Source organism: Microvirga sp. Mcv34 (assembly GCF_024519725.1).
Lineage (GTDB): Bacteria > Pseudomonadota > Alphaproteobacteria > Rhizobiales > Beijerinckiaceae > Microvirga.
On record NZ_JALJRK010000249.1, the window covers coordinates 1 to 1133 of the forward strand.

Annotated in this window: 1 protein-coding gene; it reads right to left on the reverse strand. The window is 67.1% G+C overall.

All coding sequences use genetic code 11. The features are described from left to right. Window positions 1-21 precede the first annotated feature (21 nt). The gene (locus OC446_RS30445) at window positions 22-954 is read right to left on the reverse strand and encodes an IS110 family transposase (protein ID WP_262032596.1); all 933 of its coding nucleotides are present in this window, start codon (window positions 952-954) and stop codon (window positions 22-24) included. Window positions 955-1133 lie beyond the last annotated feature (179 nt).

Sequence of the window (1133 nt, forward strand, 5' to 3'; positions counted from 1 at the left end):
CCTCAGCGACTGTGTTTTTCGTCAAGCGTTTTGCCACGGGGTCTGATCGCGTAGGATGGCGTTGAGGATGGTAAGCAGTTTGCGGGCGACGGCGATGACGGCGACCATTTTGGGTTTTCCGGCGGCGACGAGGCGGTCGCGGAAAGCCTTGAGGACGGGGTTGTGGCGGCCGGCGACGAGGGCGGCGAGGAACAGGGCGGAACGGACGCTCTTGCGGCCGCCGCCGATGCGGCTCTGTCCTTTCCAGTGCCCGGACTGGCGCGTATAGGGCGCCAGTCCGGCGAGGCTGGCGATGCGCTTGTGGGATAAGGTGCCCAGCTCCGGCAGTTCGGCCATGAGGGTGCGGGCGATGATCGGCCCGATGCCGGGCACGGAGGCCAGCAGGTCTTCTTTTGCACGCCACAGGGGCGAACCGCGCACGCCGGCATCGATGTCGCCATCCAGACTGGCGAGTTCCTTCTCCAGGGCGGCGATCAGACGGGCGATGCTGCGCTGGATCCGCCCGGGCGGCGCCCGCCGCTCGCGGTTCTTCTCGGCCACGATCATCTCGATGATCTGACGCCGCCGCGCCACCAGATCGGCCAGAAGCCGCGTCGCCTCATCGGCCAGCGGCCGCAGTTCGGGCCGGGTCGCTTCCACGAAGCGGGCGATCAGCGCCGCATCGATCGGATCGGTCTTCGCCCGCTGCCCCACCGCCTGGGCAAAATGACGGACCTGCGCCGGATTGACCACCACCACCGGCAGGCCCGCCGCCGCCAGAGCCGCCGTCACCACCGTCTCGAACCCGCCCGTCGCCTCCACGGCGATCCGCGCCGGCTCCAAACCCCGAAGCCGCTCGACCAGAGCAGACAAACCCGCCCCGTCCCGCGGCACCGCAAACGTCTCCGCCCGCGGCCGCACATGCACGTCCAGCCGATCCTTCGACACATCAATGCCGACAAACACTGTCTCCATCTTCCCTCGTCCTTGCTCAATCGGGCTCACGCGGCCCATCCGACTGTTCGAGGTCGATGGAGAGACGGGAAGGCCATCTTGCTGAGAAACGGGCTGATCCGCCCTAGGATGAGACGATGGCCTTCCCGCCACCGCAACCTCATCTTTACCAGACAAGGCGCCACTCAAGTTACAAGGAT

Excerpts from the sequence above, each read along its gene's own strand:
- OC446_RS30445 (WP_262032596.1), bottom strand. The coding sequence starts at position 954 with ATGGAGACAGTGTTTGTCGGCATTGATGTGTCGAAGGATCGGCTGGAC.